This is a genomic window from Ensifer sp. ENS11, from assembly GCF_014851895.1.
Classification (GTDB): domain Bacteria; phylum Pseudomonadota; class Alphaproteobacteria; order Rhizobiales; family Rhizobiaceae; genus Ensifer; species Ensifer canadensis.
Window position 1 is genome coordinate 191,715 of the sequence record NZ_JACVAN010000004.1, and the last position, 23,045, is coordinate 214,759.

The 23,045-nt window shown below is 61.7% G+C and carries 25 protein-coding genes and 1 pseudogene; 13 read left to right on the forward strand and 13 right to left on the reverse strand.

The window, feature by feature from the left end:
* Positions 1 to 95: 95 nt before the first annotated feature.
* Complete coding sequence (locus IB264_RS10160; RefSeq protein ID WP_025427297.1) at positions 96 to 653, forward strand: GNAT family N-acetyltransferase; 558 nt, start codon at positions 96 to 98, stop codon at positions 651 to 653.
* 22 nt (positions 654 to 675) lie between these two features.
* Here the strand turns inward: IB264_RS10160 and IB264_RS10165 are convergent, their stop codons facing one another.
* A complete protein-coding gene (locus IB264_RS10165) occupies positions 676 to 1,119 on the reverse strand; it encodes a TIGR02594 family protein (RefSeq protein WP_025427296.1) in 444 nt (147 codons plus the stop codon).
* A gap of 804 nt (positions 1,120 to 1,923) precedes the next feature.
* On the opposite strand from IB264_RS10165, the gene IB264_RS10170 reads away from it, so the two are divergent.
* Positions 1,924 to 2,277: a DMT family protein gene (locus IB264_RS10170; protein ID WP_025427294.1), complete on the forward strand. Its 354-nt coding sequence runs from the start codon at positions 1,924 to 1,926 to the stop codon at positions 2,275 to 2,277.
* A gap of 61 nt (positions 2,278 to 2,338) precedes the next feature.
* Here the strand turns inward: IB264_RS10170 and IB264_RS10175 are convergent, their stop codons facing one another.
* The 6 genes from IB264_RS10175 to IB264_RS10200 all read right to left on the reverse strand — a co-directional run bounded on the left by IB264_RS10175 (position 2,339) and on the right by IB264_RS10200 (position 7,278).
* A complete protein-coding gene (locus IB264_RS10175) occupies positions 2,339 to 3,031 on the reverse strand; it encodes an RDD family protein (RefSeq protein ID WP_081788860.1) in 693 nt (230 codons plus the stop codon).
* Positions 3,032 to 3,385: 354 nt separating this feature from the next.
* Positions 3,386 to 4,210 (reverse strand): ATP-binding cassette domain-containing protein, encoded by an 825-nt coding sequence (locus tag IB264_RS10180; RefSeq protein WP_025427292.1) that lies wholly within the window; start codon positions 4,208 to 4,210, stop codon positions 3,386 to 3,388.
* A gap of 51 nt (positions 4,211 to 4,261) precedes the next feature.
* Entirely contained in the window at positions 4,262 to 5,044 is a 783-nt protein-coding gene (locus IB264_RS10185) for an ABC transporter permease subunit (protein ID WP_051509170.1), read from the reverse strand.
* A 101-nt stretch (positions 5,045 to 5,145) separates the two neighbouring features.
* Entirely contained in the window at positions 5,146 to 6,099 is a 954-nt protein-coding gene (locus tag IB264_RS10190) for an aliphatic sulfonate ABC transporter substrate-binding protein (protein ID WP_025427290.1), read from the reverse strand.
* A 190-nt stretch (positions 6,100 to 6,289) separates the two neighbouring features.
* Entirely contained in the window at positions 6,290 to 6,880 is a 591-nt protein-coding gene (locus tag IB264_RS10195; RefSeq protein ID WP_025427289.1) for a hypothetical protein, read from the reverse strand.
* 11 nt (positions 6,881 to 6,891) lie between these two features.
* The gene (locus IB264_RS10200; protein WP_025427288.1) at positions 6,892 to 7,278 is read right to left on the reverse strand and encodes an acyl-CoA thioesterase; all 387 of its coding nucleotides are present in this window, start codon (positions 7,276 to 7,278) and stop codon (positions 6,892 to 6,894) included.
* 213 nt (positions 7,279 to 7,491) lie between these two features.
* Here IB264_RS10200 and IB264_RS10205 point away from each other — a divergent pair.
* The 9 genes and pseudogenes from IB264_RS10205 to IB264_RS10245 all read left to right on the forward strand — a co-directional run bounded on the left by IB264_RS10205 (position 7,492) and on the right by IB264_RS10245 (position 16,284).
* Positions 7,492 to 9,305, forward strand: a pseudogene (locus tag IB264_RS10205) (methyl-accepting chemotaxis protein).
* Positions 9,306 to 9,591: 286 nt separating this feature from the next.
* Positions 9,592 to 10,143: a Kazal-type serine protease inhibitor domain-containing protein gene (locus IB264_RS10210; protein ID WP_025427286.1), complete on the forward strand. Its 552-nt coding sequence runs from the start codon at positions 9,592 to 9,594 to the stop codon at positions 10,141 to 10,143.
* 500 nt (positions 10,144 to 10,643) lie between these two features.
* Positions 10,644 to 11,897: an extensin family protein gene (locus IB264_RS10215; protein WP_025427285.1), complete on the forward strand. Its 1,254-nt coding sequence runs from the start codon at positions 10,644 to 10,646 to the stop codon at positions 11,895 to 11,897.
* A 245-nt stretch (positions 11,898 to 12,142) separates the two neighbouring features.
* A complete protein-coding gene (locus tag IB264_RS10220) occupies positions 12,143 to 12,964 on the forward strand; it encodes a sulfite exporter TauE/SafE family protein (RefSeq protein ID WP_025427284.1) in 822 nt (273 codons plus the stop codon).
* A gap of 301 nt (positions 12,965 to 13,265) precedes the next feature.
* Entirely contained in the window at positions 13,266 to 13,598 is a 333-nt protein-coding gene (locus IB264_RS10225) for a metalloregulator ArsR/SmtB family transcription factor (RefSeq protein WP_025427283.1), read from the forward strand.
* A complete protein-coding gene (locus IB264_RS10230) occupies positions 13,595 to 14,002 on the forward strand; it encodes a YeeE/YedE family protein (RefSeq protein ID WP_025427282.1) in 408 nt (135 codons plus the stop codon). Before IB264_RS10225 ends, IB264_RS10230 begins: the two co-directional genes overlap by 4 nt.
* Positions 13,999 to 14,487, forward strand: a complete 489-nt coding sequence (locus IB264_RS10235) for a YeeE/YedE family protein (RefSeq protein ID WP_025427281.1) — start codon at positions 13,999 to 14,001, stop codon at positions 14,485 to 14,487. The genes IB264_RS10230 and IB264_RS10235 overlap by 4 nt, the downstream gene beginning before the upstream one ends.
* 112 nt (positions 14,488 to 14,599) lie before the next feature.
* On the forward strand, positions 14,600 to 15,526 hold the full coding sequence (locus tag IB264_RS10240) for an ABC transporter ATP-binding protein (protein ID WP_025427280.1): 927 nt from the start codon (positions 14,600 to 14,602) through the stop codon (positions 15,524 to 15,526).
* Entirely contained in the window at positions 15,523 to 16,284 is a 762-nt protein-coding gene (locus IB264_RS10245) for an ABC transporter permease (protein ID WP_025427279.1), read from the forward strand. The genes IB264_RS10240 and IB264_RS10245 overlap by 4 nt, the downstream gene beginning before the upstream one ends.
* Positions 16,285 to 16,320: 36 nt before the next feature.
* Here IB264_RS10245 and IB264_RS10250 read toward each other — a convergent pair whose 3' ends face one another.
* The 4 genes from IB264_RS10250 to IB264_RS10265 form a co-directional block, all read right to left on the reverse strand.
* Complete coding sequence (locus tag IB264_RS10250; protein ID WP_025427278.1) at positions 16,321 to 17,001, reverse strand: hypothetical protein; 681 nt, start codon at positions 16,999 to 17,001, stop codon at positions 16,321 to 16,323.
* 116 nt (positions 17,002 to 17,117) lie between these two features.
* On the reverse strand, positions 17,118 to 17,819 hold the full coding sequence (locus IB264_RS10255; RefSeq protein ID WP_025427277.1) for a TIGR02281 family clan AA aspartic protease: 702 nt from the start codon (positions 17,817 to 17,819) through the stop codon (positions 17,118 to 17,120).
* Positions 17,816 to 18,037 (reverse strand): DUF1289 domain-containing protein, encoded by a 222-nt coding sequence (locus tag IB264_RS10260; RefSeq protein WP_025427276.1) that lies wholly within the window; start codon positions 18,035 to 18,037, stop codon positions 17,816 to 17,818. Before IB264_RS10260 ends, IB264_RS10255 begins: the two co-directional genes overlap by 4 nt.
* A gap of 165 nt (positions 18,038 to 18,202) precedes the next feature.
* On the reverse strand, positions 18,203 to 18,991 hold the full coding sequence (locus IB264_RS10265; protein ID WP_025427275.1) for an adenosylcobinamide-GDP ribazoletransferase: 789 nt from the start codon (positions 18,989 to 18,991) through the stop codon (positions 18,203 to 18,205).
* 151 nt (positions 18,992 to 19,142) lie between these two features.
* On the opposite strand from IB264_RS10265, the gene cobT reads away from it, so the two are divergent.
* Positions 19,143 to 20,159, forward strand: a complete 1,017-nt coding sequence (cobT, locus tag IB264_RS10270; RefSeq protein ID WP_025427274.1) for a nicotinate-nucleotide--dimethylbenzimidazole phosphoribosyltransferase — start codon at positions 19,143 to 19,145, stop codon at positions 20,157 to 20,159.
* Between the two features lie 226 nt (positions 20,160 to 20,385).
* Positions 20,386 to 20,799, forward strand: a complete 414-nt coding sequence (locus IB264_RS10275) for a diacylglycerol kinase (protein WP_025427273.1) — start codon at positions 20,386 to 20,388, stop codon at positions 20,797 to 20,799.
* A 100-nt stretch (positions 20,800 to 20,899) separates the two neighbouring features.
* On the opposite strand, the gene IB264_RS10280 is transcribed toward IB264_RS10275, so the two are convergent.
* Both IB264_RS10280 and IB264_RS10285 read right to left on the reverse strand, forming a co-directional pair.
* The gene (locus IB264_RS10280; protein ID WP_025427272.1) at positions 20,900 to 21,442 is read right to left on the reverse strand and encodes a GNAT family N-acetyltransferase; all 543 of its coding nucleotides are present in this window, start codon (positions 21,440 to 21,442) and stop codon (positions 20,900 to 20,902) included.
* A 3-nt stretch (positions 21,443 to 21,445) separates the two neighbouring features.
* Positions 21,446 to 22,981: a HAMP domain-containing sensor histidine kinase gene (locus IB264_RS10285; protein ID WP_025427271.1), complete on the reverse strand. Its 1,536-nt coding sequence runs from the start codon at positions 22,979 to 22,981 to the stop codon at positions 21,446 to 21,448.
* Positions 22,982 to 23,045: the final 64 nt, after the last annotated feature.

Genomic DNA, 23,045 nt, shown 5'->3' on the forward strand with positions numbered 1-23,045 from the left:
AGAAAACTCTAGAAACGTATCGTCGTTATCGCTTACTTGGGCGTTCTATCGAAAGACTGTTTCGACGGACCAAATTCCGTCGATAGGATGCCGCCATGAACGCCCTGATACGACTGACCCGTGAAGACGATGCGCCAGCGCTGCCCGATATCGAGAGATCGTCGGGTGAGGCATTTCGCACCGTGCCCGAGCTTGCCTGGATTGCTGACGACGACGTCCAGTCGGTCGCATCGCATCTGGAATTCGTTCGCTCCGGTCTTTCCTGGGTTGCGGTCGACGATCGCGACCGCCCGCTTGGATTTCTTTGCGCCGAGATCAGCGATGGTGCTCTGCACATCTGGCAGCTCGCGGTGCTGCACGAGCGGCAAGGCCTTGGACTTGGGCGCGCCTTGTTCGCAGCCGCTATCGCGCATGCGCGCGACCGCTCGCTTGGCGAGGTGACGCTGACCACGTTCCGCGAACTCGTCTGGAACGAGCGCTTCTATCGCAAGCTCGGCTTCCTGACGCTCGGCGAAGAAGAGCTCGGCTCGCGGCTGGCCCAGATCCTGGCGAAGGAGGCGACAAACGGCCTACCGGCCGAGCGGCGCTGCGCGATGCGCCTGTCGCTCGACGGTGCGCAGCCGGACATGCGCGACGATAGCCTCGTTCGTTGACCGCAGATCTTTCCGTCGTCGGCTAACGTCTAACTGCGACCACCTGACCGCGGGTGAACTGCGAAACCGTGACGCGACCCGATTGGTTGCCGCCAATCACCTTCGCCGTCGATTTGGACAGGGCGGAGATGATGCCGACGTGATAGCTGCGGCCGGTGCGCACAACGATGATGTCGCCGGGACGGGCATAGGACAGCTTGACCGGCGCGCCGAAACGCAGCCAGGAGCGGGCGATGCCGAAGCTTTGTGGCGGTGTTCGGCCAGCCTTACGGGCTATCAAGCCCATGAAGTGGCCGCACCAGGGGGTGCGGGCCGGATTGATGCCGAGCGCGGTCCGGAGCCGCTTGTTGTTCTTGACCTCGTGCAGGCCGTTATATTGCTGGGCCTGGGCCAACATGCCCGCCGTGGCCACATCCGGTGTCAAAAGCGCGACATAGGCAGCCGCGAGAAACGCCAGGACCTTCATGGTCAGGTCTCCTTGCCAAGTTGTTTGGTGCGTGCATCCCGGATGTGCCTGGCGATCGCCGAACACTGCCCCCGGTTTTCATCTGCATCGATCACTGTTTTCGGGGATATCGGCGGTTCGCGCCTCGTGCGTTGCACCTTGAACGCAGCATCAGCGCGTCGGCGAACCGCGATGAAACGCGGTGCCAACTTCACGGCGATTGCCGTCGGAGTGTGGTATTCCCCTGCCTGTCCCGTCGGACGGTGCGCGGACTTTGCTCACCGTCTGGTGCAAAATTGTGGCAAAGGGCAAAAAATACGAATATTCGTGCGCAATCTAATCCATTTGGGTTAGATATCGCCGTGTTTTCTGGGTTTGGTGCGTTATTTTTGTGTTCTGCCTGGCCCCTGGCGCAGGCACCGCGATCCATTGATCGCATCTTCGGGCCCTAATTAAGGCAGCAATGTCAATTGTAGCCGAATGCGGCAGAACGGGCAAAGCCATGGAAAGGAACAGGAATCGACGCGGGCGGCCGCAAAGGTCGGGCGACCGCGCACCAAGGCGCCGGAGGTCGGGCGGCAGAAGTTGATGGATGCCGGCGCGTCGCTGTTCCTCGAACGCATAACTCCATGCGACGACGATCAGCGGCATAGCTGCGCCGACCGGCGCAAATTAACGTCTTTACAGCAGTTTACCGGGATTTTTTCAACGACAAATTCAGGTCTCGTGCGCTGCCGATCGCGCGTCTCAGATGATGTTTGCGCTTGTCATAGCGCGAGCGGCAAGATCATCCTGCCGGAACGATTCGCGCCTTCGAGGATCCTCATGTCGTTCTCCATCAATCCGGCCTATCTCTGGCCGATCCTGCTGCTCCTGATCTCCAACGTCTTCATGACATTCGCCTGGTATGGGCACCTGAAATACACGTCGTCGCCGCTGTACATGGCGATCGTCGCCAGTTGGGGCATTGCCTTCTTCGAATATTGTCTGGCCGTGCCGGCAAATCGTATCGGCCACGAGGTCTACTCCGCGGCACAGTTGAAGACGATGCAGGAGGTAATCACGCTCTTGGTGTTCGCGGCGTTCTCGGTCTTCTGGCTGAAGGAATCGATCGGCTGGAACCATCTCGTCGGCTTCTCCCTGATCGCCATCGGTGCCTCGTTCATCTTCAAGGGGTGAGCGGGTCAGCCTACTGCATAATTCCTTAAATCGAATCTGCTTTAGCGGTAAAATTATGCAGCTAGTTCAAAGCGTTACAGCGTTCTTGGCGCGTCCTGTTTGACGCGCGGCGCTGTAATGGCGTCATCTGTCCGTCAGGACGCTGTCGCTGCAGGTGAACCCGCCGTTCGCTGAACGGTTCGCCTGACGCGACATGGGAGCCAGTCAGACGATCGTAGATTGTCTGGCCGCGCCAGCGCATGAAGGGAAAAACCCACCAGATCAGAGCGAAAAGCGTGAAGACCAGAAAGCTGGCCAACAGGATGACCTGGGCGGGAGCGCCGAAAACAGTCATGGTTTCGACTGCATCCATCAGAATGTCGCCGGTGCCAAAGATCGCTAACGCCGACAGGAGCATCATCGGCGCACCGAATACAGTGAGCAGTATTGACGGCAGCATCCGTAACGTCTCTCGCTTGGCGGCCGAGGCAAACGGCAGCGGTTCGCCGTTGCCCTGAACCACGCGCAAGGCGAGCAGCCGTTTGCCGGGCGTGGTGCCGAAGCGTGCTATGAAGCCGGCACTGCACAAGCAGAAGAAAACCAGCGGCGCGAGTTGGTCCAGAACGCCGCGTCCGACCTGCATGGATTCAAATTCAATCGGCTTGCCGGTCTCGTCGATCGCAAGACTGATCGAGCGTTGTGCCGGTTTGTCATCAACATCGATCAATGTTGAAACGAACGCCCTGCCTTCGGGCACTCCCCATATGGACGTCATGCAGATCTGGTTCTCACGCGTCTGTCCTGTGGCGAGCGGCCATTCGCGGTCGATTCTATCTGCAAGCGCGCTCTGCCCGGCAGGTTCGCATTGGGTTGTCGCGGAAACGAAGAAGCGTGGCGCTCAGGGAAGAACGAACGCAAGGGTGACCGCAATAACGATTGCGACGACGTAAAAGAGCAGAGTGTCAATCACAAAGGCTGCGAAGCGGCGCCAGAAGAAACGCGGAGGAACGGTATCGGCGGTCGCTGAGTTCATGTTCCAACCTACTATGCGGGCAATGATTGCATTGCTTCCACGGAGGGTTGTGTTCGTCAATGGGCATCGTCCCAAACAGCGATCGAAAGCGGCACCTTATCCCCGGCCGAACAATCGATCCAGGATTTGCCCTTCGAGCCGGGCGGTTTCGGGGCTGCCATGTCGGCGCGGGCGGGCGAGCGGGATCGACAGGTCGAGCGCAATGCGGCCTTCATCGATGACGACGACGCGGTCGGCAAGCGCCACGGCCTCGGCCACATCGTGGGTGACAAGTACGGCGGTAAAGTTCTGTTGTTGCCAGATGCGCTCCAGGAGCTGCTGCATCTCGATGCGCGTCAGGGCGTCGAGTGCGCCAAGCGGCTCGTCAAGCGCCAGGATGAAGGGGTGAGCGACCAGCGCCCGGGCCAGCGCCACGCGCTGCTTCTGCCCACCCGACAGCACCGACGGCCATTCCTCAGCGCGGTCGACAAGACCGACGTCTTTAAGGATCTGGAGCGAGAGGTCGCGGGCGACTTCGCCCTTGGCGATGCCGGTGAGGCCGATTTCGACATTGCGGCCGATCCTCGCCCAGGGCAAAAGCCGCGGCTCCTGAAACATGATGCGGCTGCGCCGCTCCGACGCCCTGCCGCCGGCAACGGTCAGGGTGCCACTCGTTGGGCTATCCAGCCCGGCGAGGATGCGCAGCAAGGTGCTCTTGCCGCAGCCGCTCTTGCCGATAACGGCGACGAACTGCCCCTGCGGTACATCGAGATCGATGCCGTCGAGAACGGTCTTGTCACCGAAGCGTTTGGTGATGCCGCGGAGCGAGAAGGCGAGCGGAGCGTTTGTCGAAACTGGTGACGGCGAGGTGGGAGCCAGGCTGGTCGCGGGGGTGTCGCTCGCTTCCTGTTTCTGTTTTGGATGTAGGGCGATGACGGACATCGGGATTGCTCCATTTTTCCTCGGGATCGGGCTCGTCCAGTTCAACGGCAATCAGGCCGGCTGGAAGGCCGGGTGCCATTGCAGCGTCAGTCGCTCGAGCAACCGTGCGAAGCTATCTGCGAGTTTGCCGAGCAGCGCGTAGATCAGGATCGACAGGATGACGACATCGATCAGCAGGAACTCCCGTGCCTGCATCGCCATGTAGCCGAGGCCTGAGGAGGCCGCGATCGTCTCGGCCACAATCAGCGTCAGCCACATGATGCCGAGCGCATAGCGCAGGCCGACGAAGATTGCCGGCAGGGCGCCTGGCAGGATGACGCGGAAGAAGAGTTCGCGCCTCGACATGCCGTAGATCCGGCCCATCTCCACGAGCTGCGGGTCGACTCCCTGGATGCCGAGCAGCGTGTTGACGTAGATCGGGAAGAAGACGCCGAGCGCGACGAGGAACAGCTTGGCCTCTTCGTCGATGCCGAACCACAGGATGACCAGCGGGATCAGTGCCAGATGCGGAATGTTGCGCACCATCTGCAGCGTCGTGTCGGTCAGATCCCGGCTCAAGCGTGACAGGCCGTTGGCAAGTCCGAACGCAAAACCGATCGAACCGCCGATGACAAAACCCGAAAGTGCCCGCAGCGTGCTGATGCCGATGTTTTCGACAAGCTCTCCCGAGGCGAGGAGACGGACGAAGGCGGCAAGCACGGCCGAGGGCGGCGCCATCACGCTCTCGGAAATCAGGCCCGCGCGGGAAGCCGCTTCCCAGGCAAGGATCAGGGCGGCGGGCAGCAGCCAGCCCGCAAGGTTGCGCGCGACGGTGTTCGGTGCGGTTCTCACCATGGCTTAGGTCCTCGTCTGTTCGGGGCCTTCTGTCTTCGCGGCGCCGGCGCCGAAACTTCCGTCTCGACGCCGGCCGGTTCTCGCCTTGGGAGGGAGAGGGATCAGTTGCCCGGCGCCGTCCAGACAGCATCGGAAATGGTGATCTGCTTGGGGATGAGCCCGAGCTTGAAGAAGCGATCGGCGGTCTGCTGCTGGCCGGCGACGATATCGTCGGTGATCGGCCCGATCGAAAAGACGCTGCGGTTCGCCGCGATCGTCTGTGCCTCAAGCGGCACGCCGGTCACCTCATGCAAGGCGGCCGCCACCTTGTCGCGGTTGGCGTCGGCCCAGACGGAGGCCTCCTTCAGCGCTGCAATCGTGGTGGTGACGGCGTCTGCATGGTTGGCAGCGAAGTCGCGGTTGGCGAGGAAATAGGTGTTGACCTTCAAGGTCTCGGCCGACGTCGTCAGAATGCGTGGCTTGTAGCGCGTTTCGGCGATGGCGAAGAATGGATCCCAGACAGCCCAGGCATCGATCTTATCGCTGGCGAAGGCGGCCGCCGCATCGGCGGGGCTCAGATAAACAGGGGTAACGTCGCCGAAGCCGATGCCTGCCTTCTCCAGAGCAGCGACCACCAGATTGTGGGCGCTGGTGCCCTTGCCAACACCGATCTTCTTGCCCTTGAGATCCGCGAGCGTCTGGATCGGCGAGCCCGGCTTGACGAAGATCGCTTCGCCCTTGCCGTTCGACGGAAGTGCAGCGGCATAGACGATCGCCGAGCCGGCGGCCTGGCCGAAGATCGGCGGTGCGTCGCCGGTCCAGCCGACATCGATGGAACCGACGTTCAACGCTTCGACCAGCGGTGGCCCGGCGGTGAACTCCACCCAGGAAACGGCGATGCCTTTCGGCTCCAGCGCTTTCTCGATAACCTTCTGCTGCTGGGCGACAACAGGCAGGCCGGTCTTTTGGAAGCCGATGCGGAATTCCTTCAGCTCTTCGGCCATGACGCCGAAGGAGGCCAGTACTGCGGCGGTGAAGAGGCCGGTGCCGAAAAGCCGTCTGGTCAGTTTGAACATCTGTCCCGCTCCTGTTTGCTGGCGGGCCTAGGGCGCCGTCCGGTGAACTGGGATCAGTGTAAGAGAAGAATATAAAATTTATGGAGTTTGTTTGTTTTGTTGTCGGCGCATTTTGCGGAACGCTTTTGCGGCAGGAGAGGCAGCTCGGGAATAACGTCATTGTGGTGGTCAAGAACAGCCTTGGCGGTGTTCAATCCAAGAGGTCGAAGGCGCGGTACATCCAGACAAGCTGATAGGTGACGGCGCCGATGAGGAACGCGGCATGGAAACGCCGGTTCGGCGTCCAGGCGGCGATCAGGCAGAGCACAATGTAGGTCACGTTGCGGATCGGGTATTCCAGTCCGTAGGACGTGAAATAGGCCTTGCCCTTGAGTGCGGTGTCGACGAGGTCGACGGCAAAGGCGAGTGCCAGAAACGCAAAGAACCAGCTTCGCCGCGACATGAAGTAATGCTCGTAGTCGCTGTAATCCTCCAGTGTCGTCGGAAACAAGAGCACGCAAAGAAAGAAGAAGACGCAGCAATAGAGGATGAGAAAGAGATAGACGGTGACGTCAAGCACAGGCAGGGCATGGAGGTGGAATTCCCACCACCAGAAGTGCACGAGAAAGACGAACATGAACAGGACCCAGCCGAGGTGGATCCAGTAGACCCCGGTCTTTCCCGGATGCTGCACGAAGAGGGCAAGCCCGCTCAGCAGTCTCGCAAGGCTGAGACTGACGACCATGCCCATGACGACGCGGATATGCGAGAAAATCGCCGGATCAGGTAGGGTCGGATCCATGAACGCTCCTCCTATTCCTCCGGTACCGCCTTCGGCTTGCCATTTTCGTCGAGCGCGACCATGACGAAGATCGCGTCGGTCACCTTTTCCATCAGATGCGAGAGATAGCGCTGCGCCCAGGCCTCGACCTTGAGCGTCATCGATGTGCGTCCGACCTTGACGACATCGGTGTAGATGCAGAGCGTATCGCCGATCTTGATCGGTAGCGCGAAGGCCATTTCCTTCACCGCTGCCGTCACCACGCGGCCACGGGCCCGCTCGGCGGCGCGAATGCCGCAGGAAAGGTCCATCTGCGCCATGACCCAGCCGCCGAAAATATCGCCGGCGGCATTGGCGTCGGCAGGCATTGCGAGCGTGCGCAAGGTCAGTTCGCCGGTCGGTTTGTTGTCTGCGGTCATGCGGCCTGTCTCCCTGTGTCGGGAAAGATGTAGCGCATGGTTGCTTCGTCAGGGAAGAGCGGCGGGCGACAAATCGCGTTAGTCCATGATGGCGAACGCCATTCCTTTCGAAGGTGATAATTCAGAATTGTAAAAATTAGGGATCGTTTGTTAGGGGCTTTGCAAAGCGCGGTCCCTATCCTGCACGCTTCTACTGGAGGCAGGGGACTGGGGATGAAACGATTCAGGATTTCGTGCGGCTCTACGCGCTCGTCGCGTTCGCACTTTTGACCATGGCGGCGGCGCTGACCTTCGGTCTGCTTCAGGCGCAGGACAAGCTCGTGGGCGAACGCAAGGCGATGCTGTCGGCAATGAACGAGAACGCCATTGCGGTGTTCGACGCCTACCACAAACAGGAAGTGGCCGGCACGCTGTCGCGCGAAGACGCGCAGAAGCGCGCCCTCGAAGCGATCAAGGCGATGCGCTACCAGGGCAGCGGTTACTTCTGGATCAACGACATGCATCCGACGATGATCATGCATCCGATCAAGCCGGAACTGGATGGCAGGGATCTTTCCGCCAACAAGGATCCCAATGGCAAGCACCTCTTTGTCGAATTTGTGAAGACGGTGGAAAAGAGCGGGCAGGGCTTCGTCGACTACTACTGGCCGAAGCCGGGCGCCGACGAGCCTGTGCTGAAGTATTCGCACCTCGCCGGCTTCAGGCCCTGGGGCTGGGTGGTCGGCACCGGCGTCTATTCCGACGACCTCACCGCCATGTTCCGTGAACGCGCGTGGCAGGTGGCCGGCATTCTTCTCGCCGCGGCGCTGGCGATCGTGATGGCGGCGCTGGCGATCGTGCGCAGCGTCGTCAAGCCGGTCGAAAAGCTGAAGGCCTCGATGCGGTCGATTGCCGATGAGGACCTGTCATCCGAAGTGCCGGAAACCGACCGCGGAGACGAGATCGGCCAGATGGCCAAGGTTCTCGTCGTGCTGCGCGACTCGGTGCGCGAGCGACTGGAGCTGCGCTTCCGCGAGGCCGAGCAACAGGACAGGCTGGCGTCCGAGCGGCGCGGCAATGAGCAGCGCCAGCGGGCAACGGCCGACGCACAGGCCGATGCGATGGAGACAGTCGGTGCCGCCCTCGAACTGCTGGCAAGCGGTGACCTGACGGCTGAAATTGGCGATATCGCCCCTGAGTACGGCAAGCTGAGGCAGGACTTCAACACGGCCGTTGCTGCTCTGCGCGATGTCATCGGTTCAATCTCGCATTCGACCGAGATCGTCACCGCCAGCGCTGGAGACATTTCGGAGGCGGCCAACAACCTGTCGCGCCGTACCGAACAGCAGGCGGCGGCACTGGAAGAGACGGCAGCTGCCCTCGACGAGATTACGTCGACGGTGCGTCATTCCTCCGACCGGGCCAACGAAGCGCGCAACATGGTCGATGAGACCAGGGCGAGTGCTGCGAAATCCGGCGGCATCGTGCGCAATGCCATCGACGCCATGGGGCGGATCGAGACCTCATCGAGCCGGATCAGCCAGATCATCGGCGTGATCGACGAGATCGCCTTCCAGACCAACCTTCTGGCGCTGAACGCCGGCGTCGAAGCGGCGCGGGCAGGCGAAGCCGGCCGTGGCTTTGCCGTGGTTGCGCAGGAAGTGCGCGAACTGGCGCAACGTTCTGCCGGTGCCGCCAAGGAGATCAAGGCACTGATCGGAACATCGGTGCGCGAAGTTGGCGCCGGCGTCGAGCTCGTGCGCTCGACCGGCGATGCGCTGACGGAGATCGAAGCGCTGGTCAACCGCGTCAACGAACAGGTCGCCTTGATTGCAACGGCAGCCCGCGAACAGGCGACCGGCCTGGCGGAGGTCAATACCGCCGTCAACAGCATGGACCAGATGACCCAGCAGAACGCCGCCATGGTGGAGGAGACGACGGCAGCAAGCCAGACGCTCGCAGCCGAGAGCCGCGAACTGAAGATGCTGCTGACCAAGTTCCGGTTGCGGGAAACAGCAAGGCAGACCGCTTACGGTCGCGCTGCCTGAGCACGACGCCAGCGTGATCAATGAAGGGCCTGTGTGCGGCAGCACGCGGGCCTTTCTGCATTTCGGACTGTATGCGGCACGCGCCGATCAAGCTGAAATTTGAGTGCGGTGTGAGGCGGGTTCGGCTTGCTCCCGTTCGTTGACGACCGAGCAGTTCAACCATTGGTTTGTCGAAGCGGGAGCGGGCTTGACCAATCCGTGTGCGGAGATAGATACGGCTGAACGGGAGGTGGAATGACGCGGCATGGCGCCGGGTCGCCTGTCTGCCGGTGTTAGAGGGATATTGATGGCGCTTCTCAGACTTCTTTTTACGCGGCCGGGGGCGGCAATTCTGTTGGCATTCGGATTTCTGTCCGCGTGTACCGTCGTGGTTGACGAGCCGAGGCCCGGTCCGGGGCCGATCCGTCCGCCGATGTGCACGATGGAATATGCGCCGGTCTGCGGGGCGCGGGGCAACCGCACGCGTACCTTCTCGAATTCGTGCCAGGCGCGGGCCGACGGCTTCAACGTAATCCACCGCGGCGAGTGCCGCCCGGATTACCGTCCGCCGGAGCCGCAGCCGCAGGCCTGCACGCGTGAATATGCTCCGGTGTGCGGCCAGCGCGGTCGCCAGCAGCAGACGTTCTCGAATGCCTGCATGGCGCGGGCCGATGGCTTCCGGGTGGTTTCGCCAGGCGAATGCCGCCGCGACGACGACCGTCCGCCGCAGGGCCAGTTCTGCACCCGCGAATACGCACCGGTCTGCGGTCAACGCGGCAGCAGAGTTCAGACCTTCCCGAATTCCTGCGAAGCGGGCGGCGCCGGCTTCCGGGTCGTACACCCCGGTGAGTGCCGCTAAGCACGCCTACTGCATGTTTCCTCAAATCGTATTCGATTTAAGGATAAAAACATGCAGCAATTCAAAGTGCTACAGCGACCTTTGCGCGTCTAATAAGACGCGCGGCGCTGTAAGCTGTAAGAACAAAGGCCCGCGTCGAGCAATCTGCGCGGGCCTTTTTGCGTCGGCATGCCATCGGTATCGCTGATGCCGGCGTCGCCGCGGAGAAAATCATGCCGCAGGTTTCATGCGTTACAGCGTCCTTTGCGCGTCAGCGCGGCGCTGTAAGCCCGACACGATTTCGACTGCCGACCTGCTTGATGTTGGGTGTGCCTCGCAAGGCTTCATTTACCGTGTTTGCATAAAATAGGTTCCAAATCGGGCTTTTTCGGCGGCGTGCCCGGTTTGCGACACAGGCGGCCTGCACCGTTTTGATTTCGGGTGGGTGCGCACGTATGGGCTTCTTCGAAAATCGATGCCGATTTTCGGGCGCATACGCTGGATGAAGGCGGCAAATCGGTATGGCGTATGTTTCCTCACTCCATCGTCCGTTGGCGGCGCTCGCGCTGTCGCTCTCTCTTGTCGCCTGCACGACCGATGTATTGACGCCCTCGGCCCGTATCGACGGCGGCGAACGCGTCGGTGCGATCAGGCCCGTTCCTGTCGATGCCGTGCCCGAGCAGGAGGTAGCCGCCTATCCTTCCGGAGAGCCGGTTTCGACTTTCAGCAACAGCGGCGGCACAACAATGCCTGCCTCGACGCATCAGCAGAAACGCCGCGCCTTGCCGATGATCGACAGCGAGGAGGCGGCGCGTTCGGGCGCCCAGCAGGTCAACACTGGTTCGACCGCCATTCCGTCCGAAGGCGTCAACATGGATCAGATGCTTGGCGTGGAGCCGGTGGTCGGGCTGGCGGAGGAGCAGAGCAACGAGATCGCCGAGGGCAATGCCAGCCAGCCTGTCGTCGGTGGTATCGGCGAGGACAATGTCCGCCAACTTGGCAGTCCGCCGCAGACCTTGAACGAGGCGCAGGCGAGCCTTGGCGGCGACCCGGATCTGCCACCGCTGACGGAAGAACAGATTGCAGCCGAAGAGGCTGAGCGTATCCGTGCCTTCGAGCGGCAAAAGGCGATGCAGCGCGCTCAGGAGCCGCAGCAGGTGGCGATGCTGCCGCGCACCCGCAATCCGATGGCGGAGCCGGAATCACAATATACCGGCCAGATGCCTCGCTCTGAAGTCGCCTGCCGCCAGCGGCTGCGCAAGCTCGGCGTCGAGTTCCGCGATATCCCGCGCATCAGCAACGGCCCTTCCTGCGGCATCGACTATCCGATCGAACTCGGCGGTCTGTCGGGCGGCATCGACGTCAAGCCCGCCGTCAAGCTCAACTGCGAAGTGACCGAAGCCTTCGCGAAGTGGGTGAAATACGAGCTGGCGCCATCGTCGCGCTATCGCTACTGGTCCGGCGTCAAGACGATCAAGCCGCTCGGCGGCTACTCCTGCCGCACCATGAACTCGCGCCGGGGCAACCCGATGTCCGAGCATGCGCATGGCAACGCCATCGATGTCGGCAAGTTCGTGCTGAAGAACGGCAAGGAAATCGACGTGCGCAAGAAGGGCTTCTTCGCCTTTCGCGAGAAGGGGCTTTTGAAGGCCGTTCGCACCGACAGCTGCAAATACTTCAATACGGTTCTCGGCCCCGGCAGCGATCCCTTTCACAAGGATCATTTCCACTTCGACCTGCGGACGCGCAAGACCGGTTATCGTCACTGTGATTGAGCATCCGTCAGCATCGCGCCTATCGTGAGCCGGCAAAAAAAGAGGCCGGCGGAGGTGGTGCCGGCCTGTATCCGGAGAAAGGGGGAGGCTCCGGAGATCAAGTGATGCGTGCAAATCACGTGGCGGGCGTGCCGCGTGCCACGCCAAACTGATTGAAAAGCATCACCGTTTTGTGACAGAACTGCCGCGTCGGCGGCAATGTTGCGTTCGTTCGCCGGATTCCCACTATTACGATGGAGCACGCCGTGCCGCCGGTTTCGGAACTGATGATGTTTGCCCTGGCGCTGGCCGCCGCCGGCGTGGTCGCAGGGCTGCTTGCCGGTCTCTTTGGCATTGGCGGCGGAGCGATCCTCGTTCCCGTCTTTTACCAGGTCTTTGGGCTGCTCGGCATCGACGATGCGGTTCGCATGCATCTTTCGGTCGGGACGTCGCTTGCCATCATCGTGCCGACCTCGGTGCGGTCCTTCCTGTCGCACTACAAACGCGGCGTCGTCGACATGGCGCTGTTGCGAAACTGGACCATTGCCGTGCCGCTTGGCGCGATCCTTGCGTCGGTCATCGCGGCTTCTATCAGCAGCGGAACGCTTCGGCTGATCTTTGCGGTGATCGCGCTTGCCGTCGCCTTTCGCATGCTGCTCAACCGCGCGAGCTGGCGGCTTGGATCCGACCTGCCGGCCAATCCGGTGAAATGGCTGGTCGGCGTGGCGATCGGCATCCTCTCGGGGCTGATGGGCATCGGTGGCGGCGTTCTCAACAACACCTTCATGACGCTCTATAACCGCCCGATTCACCAGGCGGTCGCGACGTCTGCGGGCGTCGGTGTGTTGATCTCTATCCCTGGTCTGTTCGGCTACGTCTGGGCCGGGTGGGGCATGCCGGGCCTGCCGCCGTTTTCGACCGGCTTCATCAACTGGATCGCCGTTGGCCTGATCATACCGATCACCCTGCTGGTTGCGCCACTCGGCGTGCGCGCCGCTCACGCCATGAACCGCCGGCAGCTCGAGGTCGGATTCGGCATTTTCATGATTCTGATTGCAGCCCGTTTTTTCTACAGCCTGTACGGTTAAGCCGTTTTTATACCGTAGGTTTTAGCGCTTCCTCATGGTTGATTTCAGGAATCGACCCAACTTTGGCGCGTCGTTCTCCCGTGGTGCGCAATTGTAACAAGCTGAATTTGCGGTATTATTTTCTCTGTGAGGATCGGTGCGGGCCGAAGTGGGTCGGTAACGCGTTTGTGTGTCGTCTGGCTTGCGTATAAGTAATATGATATTATATTACTTCATATAACAATCATGGATAGAATCCGGGCTTGTCCCGGACGCATTGTTTTAGGGTTCTACTCACTCCTTGATACGACGGGAGGACGGCATGGGAACTGTGATGCGATTTCCCGGCGTGCGCGCCGACATGACCGCGCATGCCACAGAAGTTTCGAAGATCCTGCGCACGCTTGCCAATCGCAACAGACTGCTGATCGTGACGACGCTTCTCGAAGGGGAGCATTCGGTGGCGGCACTTGAGGAATTGCTCGGAATCCGACAGCCGACGCTCTCACAGCAACTGACTGTGCTGCGGGAAGCCGGCGTCGTTTCGACGCGGCGGCAGGCCAAGCAGGTTTTCTATCGCCTGAGCCATGATAAGGTCGCCCGGCTCGTGGGCACGCTTTGTCAAATCTTCTGTCGCGAAGGCGCGAAAAAATGAATGAGTACTGGAATGCGCTTGCCGGAGGCCTGCTGATCGGGCTTTCGGCGGCAATACTGATGGTGGCAAACGGACGTGTGGCCGGTGTCAGCGGAATTGCCGGCAGGCTGCTGCAGGGTGTGCAGGCCTCGACCGGCATCGTCTTCGTTCTTGGCCTGCTGGCTGGCCCGGTGATCTACCGTCTTTTCTCCGGCATCTGGCCAACCGTCACCGTCACCTCCTCCTGGCCGTTGCTGGTGGTCGGCGGGTTGCTTGTCGGCTTTGGCTCGCGCATGGGTTCAGGCTGCACCAGCGGACATGGTGTCGTCGGTCTCGCCCGGCTTTCCCGCCGGTCGATTGCAGCGGTTGCGACCTTCATGATCGCTGCCGTCGTCACCGTCTATCTCCAAGGTTTCGTCCAATGAACGGCAGCGCCTTCCCGCGCCTGTTGGCAACGCTTGCCTCCGGCGTGATCTTCGGTATCGGCCTGTCGCTCTCCGGCATGTTGGATCCGGCCCGCGTTCGCGGCTTTCTCGACGTCACGCGCGACTGGAACCCGAGCCTTGCCTTCGTGCTCGGAGGCGCTGTCGCCGTCTCGGCGCTTGGCGTTCTCTTGACCCGGCGCATGCGGCGCCCGCTGCTCGACGATGCCTTTCATCTGCCTTCGAACCGCGTGATCGACCGTCGCTTGATCATAGGCTCGGCGATCTTCGGTGTCGGCTGGGGCCTTGTCGGCCTATGTCCTGGCCCCGCGCTGGCATCGCTGTCGCTCGGGTTGCCGGCGACGGCACTCTTCGTGGTCGCCATGCTTGCCGGCATGGTGCTGCACGACCGGTTGCCGCGGGTGGGATCGCGTCAGCAAGGTGAGGGCCGAGGTCCGATCGGAATGGAAAGCGGCCGATTGTCCTGATGTTGACGCTCTGTCACCTTGTTTTTTGCGGGGCGCGGGCTGCAAATCGTGATGAAACGGCCCATATAGGCGTGACCTGCCGACTTCGCCCCCCGCATTCCGGATCAGCTTCATGGCACCAATCGTTTCCGTTTCCAATCTTTCGAAGACCTATGCCTCGGGCTTCAAGGCGCTGAAAGGCGTTAGCCTCGATATCGAGCAGGGCGAGATCCTGGCCCTGCTTGGTCCGAACGGGGCGGGCAAGACCACGCTGATCTCGATCATCTGCGGCATCGTCAACCCGAGTGGTGGTACCGTGACGGTCAACGGCCATGACGTCGTGCGCGATTTTCGCGAGACGCGGTCGATGATCGGTCTGGTGCCGCAGGAACTGACGACGGACGCCTTCGAGACCGTCTGGAACACCGTCACCTTTTCGCGCGGCCTGCACGGCAAGAAGCCGAACCCGGCCCATATCGAAAAGGTGCTGAAGGATCTGTCGCTGTGGGACAAGAAGGACAACATGCTGCGCGAGCTTTCCGGCGGCATGAAGCGTCGTGTGCTGATCGCCAAGGCGCTGTCGCATGAACCGCGCGTGCTCTTCCTCGACGAGCCGACGGCCGGCGTCGACGTCAGCCTGCGCAAGAGCATGTGGGAAGTCGTCGAGCGGCTGCGCGCCTCGGGCGTGACGATCATCCTGACGACGCACTACATCGAAGAGGCAGAAGAGATCGCCGACCGCATCGGGGTGATCAACGGCGGCGAGATTCTGCTGGTCGAGGACAAGACGGCGCTGATGTCGAAGCTTGGGCGCAAGCAGTTGCGGGTCGACCTGTCGCATCCGCTGGAAGCCGTGCCCGAAACGCTCTCGGGCTACAACCTGATGCTTGAGGGTGATGGTCATTGTCTGATCTACGATTATGACACCAGCGCCGACCGCACCGGCATAACCTCGCTGCTGGCGGCTCTTGCCGAGGCCGGCGTGCGCCTCAAGGATATTTCCACGCGGCAGAGCTCGCTGGAGGATATTTTCGTCGAGATCGTGGGAGCAGGACGATGAACATCGAAGCGATCAAGTCGATCTATTTCTTCGAGATGGCGCGCACGCGGCGCACCCTGTTGCAGAGCGTGGTGTCGCCGGTCATTTCCACCTCGCTCTACTTCATCGTCTTCGGCGCGGCGATCGGCGCGCGCATCCAGGAGATCAACGGCGTCTCCTATGGCGCCTTCATCACGCCGGGCCTGATCATGCTGACGCTTCTGACGCAGTGCATCGGCAACGGCTCGTTCGGCATCTATTTTCCGAAGTTCACCGGCACGATCTACGAGGTGCTGTCCTCGCCGGTCTCGATGATCGAGATCGTGCTCGGCTATGTCGGCGCGGCGGCGACCAAGGGGTTGATGATCGGCACGATCATCCTGTTGACGGCTTCGCTGTTCGTCGATCTTTCGATCGCCCATCCCATCGCGATGGTGTTCTTCTTCGTGCTGACAGCCGTGTCGTTCAGCCTGTTCGGCTTCATCATCGGTATCTGGGCCAAGGACTTCGAGCAGTTGAACCTGATCCCGATGCTGGTCATTCCGCCGCTGGTGTTCCTGGGCGGCAGCTTCTACTCGATCGACATGCTGCCGCCGTTCTGGCAGGCGGTCAGCCACTTCAACCCGGTGCTCTATCTCATCAGCGGTTTCCGTTGGAGCTTCTTTGAAGTGTCCGACGTCAACCCAGTCTTCAGCGCCGCGATCATCCTGGTGTTCCTGACGATCTGCCTGTCGGTTCTCGCTTGGATCTTCCGCACCGGCTACCGGCTGCGGAACTGACGGCGGAGAGCCAAAACCTGCGGGCGCCAGCCGATATCAGGCGGGCGTTGCGCCTGTGCCGAAGACGATAGCGGCGCCAACCAGGAAAATAGCGATCAGCGCTTGAAACAAAGTCCACACGACGCGCAGGGCCGCCTGTGATGTCGACAGACCGAGGTCGGACTTGAACCAGCGCGTTTCGACGATCACGTACCAGACGAACGCGACAAGGATGAAGGCGAGGCCTGCGGCAAGCGCCTTCTGGTTTTCCGCTCGGGAGAGCAGCGTACCGATGCTGAGTGCAAGCGCGAACGGCGCCGTGATGTAACATTGGCTGTAGAAGGGCGCCCTCAGCGTGTGTCTGGTCAGCCGCACGCCCTTGCGGTGCAGCAACTTGACTGCCATCAGCAGCGGCAGAATGCTGAAGGCGACGGCGCGAAACATCAACAGATTGGAATGGCTTGCAAGCAGCGGCGGCGGTGCCCAAGGCGTCGTCTGGTTGACAAGCCCGAGTTCGACGCCGTGGGCGAGCAGCAGCGTGATCAGCAGAAAGAGTGGCGGGCTCAGCGTCTCGGTATATTGCTCGGACACATCGTCCGTCAGCTCCACATCAGCATAGCGCATCATCGCCTGCGGTTGCCGCAGTGTGCGCCACATCGTCAGCGGATAGAACAGCAGCCATGACACGAGTTCATAGAGAAGCTCTTCGATCGACTTCAGCAATCGCATGAAATCCATGAGGCGCTTCTCCTTGACGTCTGTCGTGCAAAAATAATCGGCGGTTTTGCGATGGCGATAGGCGCAGGCCGGATCTCGCCAACATGCACGAAGACGCGTTCGCCGCAAATGCCCGATCAATCGCGCAGTCGAAGCTCGTCGGTGCGCATCTGCAGGAAGTCGAGCGTCGAGAGGAAGGTCATGCCGAGCAGGCTCTGGTCGAGCTTGCCTTCAGCGGCGACCGTCGCACGGATGTCGTTGCGCACGATCGGGCCGATCGCGACCTCGGAAAGCAATACGGGTGCGGCCATCGCCTGCCCATTGGCGGTCATGACCGTCATCGTGTAGCTCAGATTCGCCGGATCGAGACCGATACGCTCAGCATCTTCATAGGTCAGCGCAATGCTGCTGGCGCCGGTATCGACCAGCATGTTGATTTCCTTGCCGTTGACCGCGGCATTGGTCTCGAAATGACCGTTGATCATCTTCTGCAGCACCACTTCCTGACGACCCTCGCTGTCGGTGATCACAGTCGCGCGGCCCGGCATCAGACCGGAGAGCACCCGGTTGCCGAAGCCCTGAAACTCGAAGCGGTAGACATAGGCCGAGACGAGCGCCAGCACGATGAGCAGCCAGATCGCAGCCTGTCGGGCGCCTTCGCCAAAGCGGCGGCGGCTTTGCCAGATGCCGGCACTCAAGAGCGTGGCAATTGCGCCGAGTGAAACGAGCTGGCCGAAATCGTCATTTGCCAGTCCGAAGGTGCGGCCGACGTCGTGATTGACGATCAGCAGCAGGAGGCCGATCGCAAGGATCGAGAGCAGGATCAAAAGACGTGTCATGCGTCGCCGCGTTCCCTGGCCATGCGCGCGCGGCGCGTTTCGCGCCGGGGCTTTCGCACCATTGTTTCAAGCCTTGCCGGGAGCGCCAGCATGATCGCGTGTCTGTCGGCATCGGTGTAGAGCGTCCAGGCGCCGATCTCGTTTCGTGTGCGACCGCAGCCGAAACAGTAGCCGGTCTTTTCATCGATAGAACAGACGAGAATGCAGGGAGATTCCATGGTCCTGAACTGACGGTCCCGGGTTGCGGCGAATGGGACTGCATGTTCCTCAAATCCCATCCGGTTTGGGGAAACATGCAGCATTTCAAAGTGCTACAGCGACCTTTGCACGTCTGACAAGACGTGCGGCACTGTAGCGTTGTTTCGAATGATTATATCGGCGTTTCAAACTGTCAGCGCAAGGGCGCTGAGAACAGCGATCTCCGTCAGTTGCTGGGTAGCGCCGATGGTGTCGCCGGTGTGGCCGCCGATCTTGCGGGTGGCCAGACGGCCGAAGGCGGCAACGGTTGCGATGAAAGCGACGAGCGAGAGGATGAGGGCAAGGGCCGGGGCCTTGGCGAAATAGAAGAGCAGCATGGCGGCGAGCACGCCCGAGGTAAGCGCGAAGGATGTCGCTGCCGGGTCCGGTTCGCCGGCCGAGGCGGCAACCCCGTCGCGGCGTGCCGGCGGCAGCCGTGACCAGTGCCAGACCATGGCCGCACGGCTGAGGGCGGCGGCACCGAGGATCATGAGGCCTGCGCCAGTCGGCGTGAACAGCGGCAGGAAGGATGCAAGCGCCGACACGCGAAGGCCGAAGGAAAGGATCAGCGCCACGGCGCCATAGGAGCCGATGCGGCTGTCCTTCATGATCACCAGCGCCGCCTCCCGGTCTCGCCCGCCGCCGAAACCATCGGCGGTGTCGCCGAGCCCGTCCTCGTGCAGGCAGCCGGTGATGAGCGCCTGCACCGCGACGACCACGAAAGCGGTGAAGAGGGAGCTGACCTGAAGCGCAATCAGCAAGGAGGCGACCGCGGCTGCGGGCAGGGCGATCAGCATGCCCGCCAGCGGAAAGGCGCGAACGGCGCGATTGAGCCGGCCGTCATAGTCAACGAAATGGCGTTGCGGCATGTGGATGCGGCTGAGGAAGGCGACCGAGCGCGCCACATCGTCACAAAAGTCGCGAAGATAGGTCATGGCCCCTCCAAATTCCGGTGCGCCGAATCGCCGCGCGTTCGGCGGATCATGCTCCGGCGACGCGGATTGGCGCAAATGTCGTTGCCCGAAATTTCCTCGCCCTCTATGAGGAGCGTGGATTGAACTTCACGAAATGCAAGGATTCTTCTCCATGAGCGCCAGCGGCCTGCCGTTTGATGATTTCCGCGAATTGTTGCGCAACCTGCCAGGCCCGAATTCGGCCGCGCTGGTTGCCGCGCGCGATCGCGATGCGCAACTGACGAAGCCGCCGGGCGCGCTCGGGCGGCTCGAGGAGATCGCCTTCTGGCTCGCCGCCTGGACGGGCAAGCCGCCGGCGGTCAACCGGCCGCTCGTCGCGATCTTCGCCGGCAACCACGGCGTCACCCGCCAGGGCGTGACGCCATTTCCCTCGTCGGTGACGGCACAGATGGTCGAGAACTTTGCCGCAGGCGGTGCCGCGATCAATCAGATCTGCGTCAGCCACGATCTCGGCCTGAAGGTCTTCGATCTGGCGCTCGACTATCCGACCGGTGATATCACCGAGGAGGCAGCACTTTCCGAGCGCGACTGCGCGGCAACGATGGCCTTCGGCATGGAGGCTGTCGCCGGCGGTACCGACCTCTTGTGCATCGGCGAGATGGGCATCGGCAACACGACCATCGCCGCGGCGATCAATCTCGGCCTTTACGGCGGTTCTGCCGAAGACTGGGTCGGTCCGGGCACCGGTTCGGAAGGAGAGGTGCTGAAGCGCAAGATCGCCGCCGTCGAAAAGGCAGTCGCGCTGCACCGCAACCATCTGTCCGACCCGCTCGAGTTGATGCGCCGCCTCGGCGGCCGTGAGATCGCGGCCATGGCCGGCGCCATCCTGGCAGCCCGCATGCAGCAGGTGCCTGTCATCATCGACGGTTACGTCGCGACGGCCGCTGGCGCCATCCTCAAGGCTGCCAATCCTTCGGCGCTCGACCATTGCCTGATCGGCCACGTCTCCGGCGAGCCCGGGCATATGCGGGCGATCGAGAAGCTCGGCAAGACGCCGCTGCTGGCGCTCGGCATGCGGCTTGGCGAGGGCACGGGTGCAGCCCTTGCCGCCGGCATCGTCAAGGCGGCTGCCGCCTGCCACGGCGGCATGGCGACGTTTGCGCAGGCCGGCGTCAGCAACAAGAACTGACGAAGAAACGGCGGGCCTTTGAGCAAAGGCCCGCCGTTTGCTGTCGATTGGCTGTCGTCGCTGCTTCGCTACGCGTGTCGGGCCTTGCTGGCCGCATTCTTCTCGCCTATCCAGAGGCGCAGATACACGCCGCAGCCACCTGCCGGCGTCTCTGCAACCGAGACCGCCTTGCATTCGCCTCAATGACGATGTCGAAGCAGCGCAGTTTATAGCCAGTCGAGATGAAATGGACGCCAACAACACCACGCCCCGCCGCGGCCAGACCGGCCCCGTCGAAAAGCAGACCGGGATCCGCCATCTGTTCGCTGCCGCCAGCTATTCGCTGGGCGGCGCCAAACGGCTGATCGGCGAGGCGGCGTTCCGGCACGAGCTGATCGCCTTCGCGGTGGCGATGGTCGCGTTCGCCATCGCCGGCGCCACCTTCTTCCAGTATGTCGCCATGGCGATCCTGTTCCTGCTGATGATGGCGTTCGAGGCGATCAACACGGCGATCGAAGAGATCGTCGATCGCGTCTCGCCGGAAATCTCGGAGATGGGCAAGAATGCCAAGGACCTCGGCTCCTTCGCCTGCCTCTGCCTCATCGTCGCCAACGCCGTCTATGCCGGCTACGTGGTGATCTTCGTCGGCTTCATGAGCTGAGCACGAGAGCGTTTCCGGTTTCCACGGACTCGTAGAAACGCTCGATCTCCTTTTTCAACATTTCATTGCGGAAAACGCGTCGCATTTTTCCAAGGAATGCTCATCGGTCAGCCGGACTGATCCGATAAAGCACGTGCGGCCGCAGCGGATTGCCTTCGGGCACCGTGACGTCGTCGAAATCCTCAGCCGGATCGGTCCGCATTCCCAGCTTTTCCATCAATGCCCGTGAGGGATGGTTGATCTGCGAGGTGTAGCCGATGACTTCGGCAAGTCCGAGCGTCGTCCAGGCATATTGCATGCAAGCGCAGGCCGCCTCCAGCGCATAGCCGTTGCCCCAGTAGGGCCTTCCGAGGATCCAGCCGATCTCGACATGCGGACCATCAGGAATTTCGTTACCGGCAATGGAAAGGCCGAGCCCGCCGATGAGGGCCGCATCCGTGTTGCGCTCCAGTGCGATGAAGGCAAAGCCGTGTTGGCGCAAGTGGGCATCACACTCTGCGATGACGCCCGCGGTTTCTTCAGGTGTCAGGATGGCGGGATAGTAGTAGCGCCGGACTTCAGGATCGGCATTGATGACCGCAAAAGGCGAGACGTCGCGCTCCTGCCAGGGCCGGAGCCGCAGGCGTTGTGTCTCAATCTGCATGGATCAAGCGAAGCTTTTGCGGCGGCGGGCAGGGGCGGGCACATCCTCGACCGCGGGCAGGCTTTCGAGCACGCGGCGGGCCGGCAGGATGGCGATGGCTTCGGTGCCTTCGCGCAGCTTGGAGCGCAGGATGAACTCGCCATTGTGCTTGGCTAGGATCGCCTGCACGATCGGCAGGCCGAGGCCAGTGCCCTGTTCGGCGCTCTTGATGGCGATGGAACCCTGACCGAAGGCCGAAAGCACGATCGGGATCTCCTCATCGGGAATGCCCGGGCCATTGTCCTTGATCGAGAGATATTGACCGCCGCCGGCCGTCCAGCCGACCTTGACGGTGACTTCCCCGCCGGAACTGGTGAACTTCACCGCATTCGACAGCAGGTTGAGGATCACCTGGCGCATGGCCTTTTCGTCGACCCAGACGGCAGGCATGCCCTGCTCGAACTGCGCGTGGATGGCAATCGTCTTGGCGCGGGCGCGAAGCTGGACCATGCCGATGCAATCGTCGGCGATATCGACCAGGCTGACGGCCTCTTCGTTGAGGTCGTAGCGGCCGGCCTCGATACGCGACAGATCGAGGATCTCGTTGATCAGGTTCAGGAGATGTTCGCCCGAGCGGTGGATGTCGCTGGTATATTCCTTGTAGGTCGGGTTGTTGAGCGGCCCGAGAACTTCGGTCGACATGACCTCGGAGAAGCCGAGAATGGCGTTGAGCGGCGTGCGCAGCTCGTGCGACATCGAGGCGAGGAACCGCGACTTGGCAAGGTTCGCTTCCTCGGCGCGCCGACGGGCTTCGTCCGACATCGATTTTGCCACTTCGAGCTCGGCAATCAGGTCGTCCTTCTCCGATTGCATCGACAGAATGTGCACATTGGCGCGGTTCATGCGGTCGGTCATGAAGACGAGGAACAGCAGAGACAGCGAGATCACGCCGGTGAGACCGACGTGAACCGGATCGGCCGTGGTCAGCGAGGAAAAGGCGAGAGCGGCGACGACAGGTACGAACGTGTAGAGCAGGGCATTGCGCAGCAGGAAGGTGCCCATCGCGGTGGCAGCAAGCGCGATCAACAGGCCGGCGCCTTCGAACAGGCCATAGCGGATATCGCCGCAGGTTGCGCAGTCCTGCGTGACGAACGTCGCCCAGCAAAGGCCCATCAGCAGCTGGCCGATCAGGAAGCGGCGGCGCCACACCGGCACCTTATCGGCGGCGATGTCCTCCTTGCGCGCCTTTCGCGCCAGGAAGACGGTGACGGCGTGAGTCGAAAGCGTCATCACGGCCCAGACGACGATGCTCAGATTGCCAGAAAGGTAGATGCCGACCGCAGTGATGAGCGCAACCAGCAACGGCACGGCAATGGCGCCATGCAAGGCGGACCCGATATAGAGATTGAGCATTTCGCGTTCAAAGCCGGAAGGGGCGGACGAACCGGTTTGCAGCCGTTCGCGCGTCGCGCGTACCGTCTTCGAAACAGCCTTGTTTCGATGGCTTCGCGACTTGTCGACGATGATCTTATCTGTCGAGGTGCTGACGGCGATACTCATGCTCATATATGCAAAGGTTACAGCTGGTTGCAGTCTAGACAGCAATCCTTAAGAAGTTGCTGCC